This is a genomic window from Hymenobacter agri, from assembly GCF_054778495.1.
The window spans coordinates 1-5,524 of sequence record NZ_BAAGZM010000273.1 but is presented as its reverse complement, the minus strand read 5'-3'; the positions used below and the strand labels follow the sequence as shown (position 1 = coordinate 5,524).

At 61.2% G+C, this 5,524-nt stretch carries 6 protein-coding genes and 1 pseudogene; 2 read left to right on the top strand and 5 right to left on the bottom strand.

Annotated elements, in window-relative coordinates; genetic code table 11:
- Positions 1–570: pseudogene (locus tag ACYVDE_RS13495) on the bottom strand (AraC family transcriptional regulator); the annotation flags it as partial.
- 16 nt (positions 571–586) lie between these two features.
- Positions 587–1,018 carry a helix-turn-helix domain-containing protein gene (locus ACYVDE_RS13490; protein ID WP_460502066.1) on the bottom strand — a complete coding sequence of 144 codons (432 nt, stop codon included), beginning with the start codon at positions 1,016–1,018 and terminating at the stop codon, positions 587–589.
- A 115-nt stretch (positions 1,019–1,133) separates the two neighbouring features.
- Between ACYVDE_RS13490 and ACYVDE_RS13485 the strand changes: the two genes are divergently transcribed.
- Together ACYVDE_RS13485 and ACYVDE_RS13480 are read left to right on the top strand one after the other, a co-directional pair.
- Positions 1,134–2,441, top strand: coding sequence for a PLP-dependent aminotransferase family protein (locus tag ACYVDE_RS13485; RefSeq protein WP_460502065.1), 1,308 nt, complete (start codon positions 1,134–1,136; stop codon positions 2,439–2,441).
- Positions 2,442–2,492: 51 nt separating this feature from the next.
- A complete protein-coding gene (locus tag ACYVDE_RS13480) occupies positions 2,493–2,873 on the top strand; it encodes a PH domain-containing protein (RefSeq protein WP_460502064.1) in 381 nt (126 codons plus the stop codon).
- A 74-nt stretch (positions 2,874–2,947) separates the two neighbouring features.
- On the opposite strand, the gene ACYVDE_RS13475 is transcribed toward ACYVDE_RS13480, so the two are convergent.
- The 3 genes from ACYVDE_RS13475 to ACYVDE_RS13465 all read right to left on the bottom strand — a co-directional run.
- Entirely contained in the window at positions 2,948–3,919 is a 972-nt protein-coding gene (locus tag ACYVDE_RS13475) for a deoxyhypusine synthase family protein (protein ID WP_460502063.1), read from the bottom strand.
- 173 nt (positions 3,920–4,092) lie between these two features.
- Complete coding sequence (gene hslV, locus ACYVDE_RS13470; protein WP_460502062.1) at positions 4,093–4,632, bottom strand: ATP-dependent protease subunit HslV; 540 nt, start codon at positions 4,630–4,632, stop codon at positions 4,093–4,095.
- 135 nt (positions 4,633–4,767) lie between these two features.
- The coding region (locus ACYVDE_RS13465; protein ID WP_460502061.1) for a dihydrolipoamide acetyltransferase family protein at positions 4,768–5,524 on the bottom strand (757 nt) is incomplete at its 5' end.

The following is a 5,524-nucleotide window of genomic DNA, read 5'->3' as shown; positions in this document are numbered from 1 at the left end:
GGCCCCGGGCGGGGCCAGCGGGGCGGGGGCCGGCTGCAGCTTTTGCACCAGGTACAGCAGCTCCCAGAGGTAAGTGCGCAATAGCTCGGGCCGGAAGGCGTAGGCGGAGGGCAGCTCGCGCGCCATCTTCTCAAAAATGGCCTCCAGGGCCGCGCAATCGGCTTCGGCCACCTCCCACACGGGGTAGGCGCCGGGCCGGAAAATGGGCAGCTCGGCCAGCACCACGCCGGTGCGGGCGGGCAGCAGAAAAGCGTCGTCGAAGAGGCAGCAGTAGCCGGTGGGCTCGTCGGTGCGGGGCAGCCAGCGGTAGGGCACCTGCGGCGTCACCAGAAACAGGGTGTTGGGGCCCGTGTGCGGGGGCTGGTCGGCGCACTCAACCTGGCAGGGGCTGCGGCAAAGCGTGATTTTGTAGTAATCGCGCCGGTTGAAGTTCATGGGGGGTGCGCCGCGCAGGTCGGCCAGCGGGAACACGTTGAAGTGGCCCGCGCCCGGTCCCAGGGCGGGCGGCGGCAGCACGCTGGCGGTGGCAGCGGTAGCGGCGTAGAAGGTGGCGAGGGTGTTGGGTTTCATGGGAATTAGCAGCGCGTCATGCTTCGCTGCGCTCAGCATGACGGTCAATTTTAGCCGGTTCCTCCCCAGCGCCCACCTGCGCCCGGTACTGCCCCGGCGTGCAGCCCTGGAAGCGCTTGAAGAACTTGGTGAAGTTGGACGGGTCGTAGGTGAGGTTGGCGGCAATGGCGGCCACCGTGCGGCTTGGGTCGGCCAGCAGCTGCCGCGAAATTTCCATCAGCCGCGCCTCGAAGTAATAGCACGGCGGGTGGCCGGTGGCCAGTTTGATGGTGTTGCTCAGGTGCGTGGGATGAATGCACAGCCGGCCGGCCAGGTCGCGCACTTCCAGCATTTCGGTGGCGCGGCCCGCCACAATGTCGGCCAGATGCAGGTCGACTTCACGCCGGAAATCGGCGTTGATTTCGTGCTGTCGGGCCAGAATTTTCTCGGGGATGGGGGTGCTGGGCATCTGCAAACTAAAAGGGTGTGCGAAGCTAACCGCCGGGAGCGGGCCAGGGTTGGAGCTCGAAACAAAATCCTACCTTCGGCCCACAATTACTCCCCTCCCACCCAACAACCACCGCATGCCCACCACCCACAACCACGCCCAAATCGGCGGCCACGCCCTGCGCCCCGAAAGCCTGATGATGAGCCACGGCTACAACCCCGCCTGGAGCGAGGGCGCCATCAAGCCGCCGATTTTCCAAACCTCCACCTTCGTTTTCAAGAACGCCGAAGAAGGCAAGGCCTTTTTCGAGCTGGCCTACGGCCTGCGCCAGCAGGGCCCCGACGAGGAGATGGGCCTCATCTACTCGCGCCTGAACAACCCCAGCCTGGAGATTCTCGAAAACCGCCTCTGCCTCTGGGACGGCGCCGAGGAAGCCGCCAGCTTCGCCAGCGGCATGGCCGCCATCAGCACCACGCTGCTGGCCCTGCTGCAGCCCGGCGACGTGGTGCTGCACTCCGAGCCGGTGTATGGCGGCTCCGATTTCTTCCTCAAAAACGTGCTGCGCAAGTTCGGCATCACGGCCGTGGGCTTCCGCCCCACCGCCACCCCGGAGGAGCTCACGGCCCAGGTAGCCAACATCGAGCAGGGCCGCCTGGCCATGATTTTCGTGGAAACGCCCGCCAACCCTACCAACCACCTCGTCGACCTCGAAGCCTGCGCCGCCCTGGCCGCCCGCTTCGGTACCGCCGACAAGCCCGTGCGGCTGGTGGTCGACAACACCTTTCTGGGCCCCGTTTTCCAGCACCCGCTCAAGCACGGCGCCGACGTGGTGCTGTACTCGGCCACCAAATTCCTGGGCGGCCACTCCGACCTGATTGCCGGCGCCGCCCTGGCCAGCCGCCCGCTGATGAAGGAAATCAAAGCCATGCGCACCTTCATGGGCACCATGTGCGACCCCAACACCGGCTGGATGCTCATGCGCTCGCTCGAAACCCTGAAGCTGCGCATGGAGCGCGCCGCCCAATCGGCCCAACTCATTGCCGACTGGCTGCGCGAGCACCCGCTGGTGGCCCGCACCTACTACCTCACGTACCTGGAGCACTGCCCCACCCAGCAGGACATCTACCGCCGCCACTGCCTTTCGCCCGGCTCCATGATTTCGTTTGACATCCGCGGCGGCGAAACCGAAGCCTTCCGCTTCCTCAACGCCCTTAAGCTCATCAAGCTGGCCGTGAGCCTGGGCGGCACCGAAAGCCTGGCCGAGCACCCTGGCACCATGACGCACTCCGACATTACCCTCGACGAGCAGCGCGAAATGGGCATCACCCCCCAAATGATTCGCCTCAGCATCGGCGTCGAAGACCCGCAGGATTTGATGCGCGACCTGAGCCAGGCGTTTGAGGCCGTGGGCGTAGGGCAGGCGCTGGAGGTGGAAATGGCGTAAACCCCATTAGTGGTGAGCTACATTTGAAGTTCACTCTAATAACAAAACATCATGGGATTTTTTTCCGCTATTCTCGGCAATGCCGGAGTTGCACAACCAGCCGAACTAAACACAGAGTACGGCATCTTGCTCGCTAACGGCGAGGTCATTGAGATTGGCTTCAAGCTGATGCGAGACGTCTTTATTTTTACCAATAAACGCCTCATATTAGTTGATAAACAAGGACTAACTGGCAAGAAAATAGAATACCTCTCCGTCTTGTACAAAAGCATTTCGCGCTTTGCTATTGAAACGGCCGGACATATGGACCTTGATGCAGAATTGAAGATTTGGGTATCAAGTGAAGCTGTTCCCAGCGTAACACGCAAATTCAATAAGCAAGTCAATATCTATGACCTGCAAAAAGTATTAGCTGAGCACGTACTGGGATAATCAATTTGAATAAAACGAAAAGAGCCGGCCGCTTCATCAGCGGCCGGCTCTTTTGATACTGATTCAAGCAGCAACTACTGCCCAAGCACGATGGCGAAAATCAGCGGGGCCACGATGGTGGCGTCCGATTCCACGATGAACTTGGGCGTGTCCTGGCCCAGCTTGCCCCAGGTGATTTTTTCGTTGGGCACGGCGCCGGAGTAGCTGCCGTAGCTGGTGGTCGAGTCCGAAATCTGGCAGAAGTAGCCCCACAGCGGCACTGAGTGGCGCTGCAAATCTTGGTGCAGCATGGGCACCACGCAGATGGGGAAGTCGCCGGCAATGCCGCCGCCAATCTGGAAGAAGCCCACTTTGCTTTCCTCGGTGGCGGTTTCGGTGTACCAGTCGGCCAGGTACATCATGTACTGAATGCCCGTGCGCATGGTGTGCACGTTCTTGATATCGCCCGAAATCACGTGGCCGGCGTAGATGTTGCCGAGCGTCGAGTCTTCCCAGCCGGGGCAGATGATGGGCAGGTTTTTCTCGGCCGCCGCCAGCATCCACGAGTTTTTGGGGTCAATCTGGTAGTACTGCTCCAGCTCGCCGCTCAGCAGAATCTGGTAGAAGAACTCGTGCGGGAAGTACTGCTCGCCGGCCTTGTCGGCCTTCTCCCAGAACTTCAGCACCGAATGCTCCAAGCGGCGCATAGCCTCTTCCTCTGGAATGCAGGTGTCGGTTACGCGGTTCATGTGGCGCTCCAGCAAGGCCTGCTCGTCGGCGGCCGTCAGGTCGCGGTAGTGCGGCACGCGCTCGTAGAAGTCGTGGGCCACCAGGTTGAAGATGTCCTCCTCCAGGTTGGCGCCCGTGCAGCTGATAATCTGCACCTTGTCCTGCCGAATCAGCTCGGCCAGCTGAATGCCCATTTCGGCGGTGCTCATGGCCCCGGCCAGGGTAATCATCATCTTGCCGCCCTCGGCGAGGTGCTTGTTGTAGCCATCGGCCGCGTCCACAAGAGCAGCAGCGTTGAAGTGGCGGAAATGGTGGCGGATGAAATTGGTAATGTGCATGGGTTGGGGTGAGGGTTGTTTTCGGAGTTGATTGAACGTCATGCTTCATCTAGCGTCCGCGTAGTCGAAGCATCTCTATCACGAGAGTAAATTCAATCGAATGAACTAGTTGCGCGGTAGAGATGCTTCGACTACGCTCAGCATGACGTGCGGGTTGGATGTTCAAAGCCAGCCTAGCTCGGCGACTCAATCATCAAGTTATGGTTGGTGTAGATGCAGATATCGGCCGCAATGTGCAGGCCTTCTTCCACCATCTGGCGGGCCGTGAGGTGGGGCGCGTGCTTCTTAAGCGCCAGCGCCGCCGCCTGCGCGTACATGGCACCCGAGCCGATGGCGGCCACGTCGGAATCGGGCTCCAGCACGTCGCCGGTGCCGCTGACGATGAGCAGCTCATCCTTGTCGGCCACCACCATCATGGCTTCGAGCTTGCGCAGATACTGGTCTTTACGCCAGTCCTTGGCCAGCTCGATGGCGGCGCGCTTCAGGTTGCCGCCGTAGCTGGTCAGCTTCTCCTCGAAGCGGTCGAGCAGCATGAAGGCGTCGGCGGTGGAGCCGGCAAAGCCGGTTACGACCTTACCCTCGCCCAGCTTGCGGATTTTACGCACGTTGTTTTTGGCCACGTGCTTGTCCATGGTGGCCTGCCCGTCGGCGCCCACGGCAATTTCGCCGTTGTGCCGGATGCCGAGAACGGTAGTGGAGCGGATTCTGGTCATTCTAGTTGGGTTAAAAAACGGTCATCCTGAGCGCAGTGAAGGACCTTATCACGACTGAACGGATTCGTTCAAGGAGCTTGCTGCCGTGATAAGGTCCTTCGCTGCGCTCAGGATGACAACGATTTATCAATTACCTCAAATCATCAAACGCATGGGGTCTTCGAGCAGGCTTTTCAGCGTTTGCAGGAAGGCCGCGCCGGTGGCGCCGTCCACCACGCGGTGGTCGCAGCTCAAGGTCACTTTCATGATGTTGCCGATGGCCAACTGGCCGTCCTTCACAACGGCGGTTTGCTTGATGCCGCCCACGGCCAGGATGCAGGCATCCGGCGGGTTGATGATGGCCGTGAACTCGTCGATGCCGAACATGCCCAGGTTCGAGATGGTGAAGGTGCTGCCTTCCCACTCGGCGGGCTGCAGCTTCTTGCTCTTGGCTTTGCCGGCCAGCTCCTTCACCTCGGTGGCGATGGTAGCCAGGCCCTTGCCGTCGGCATTGCGCACCACGGGCACTAGCAGCCCTTCGTCCACGGCCACGGCCACACCGATGTTGATAACCTTGTTCTGGCGAATGCGGTCGCCCAGCCACGAGGAGTTCACGGCCGGATGCGAGCGCAGGGCAATGGCCGCCGACTTAATCACGAGGTCGTTAAAGCTCAGCTTCACCGGCGACAGCTCGTTGAGCTTCACGCGGGCTTCCATGGCCTTGTCCATGTTGATTTCCATCGTGAGATAGAAATGCGGGGCCGTGAACAGGCTTTCCGACAGGCGCTTAGCAATCACCTTGCGCATCTGCGACACGGGCGTGTCGGTGTACGTATCGGTCGAAGCCGGAGCAGCGGGCGCCGCGGCCGGAGTTGGAGCAGTGGCCTGCGGGGCAGCCGCCGGAGCCGGGGCG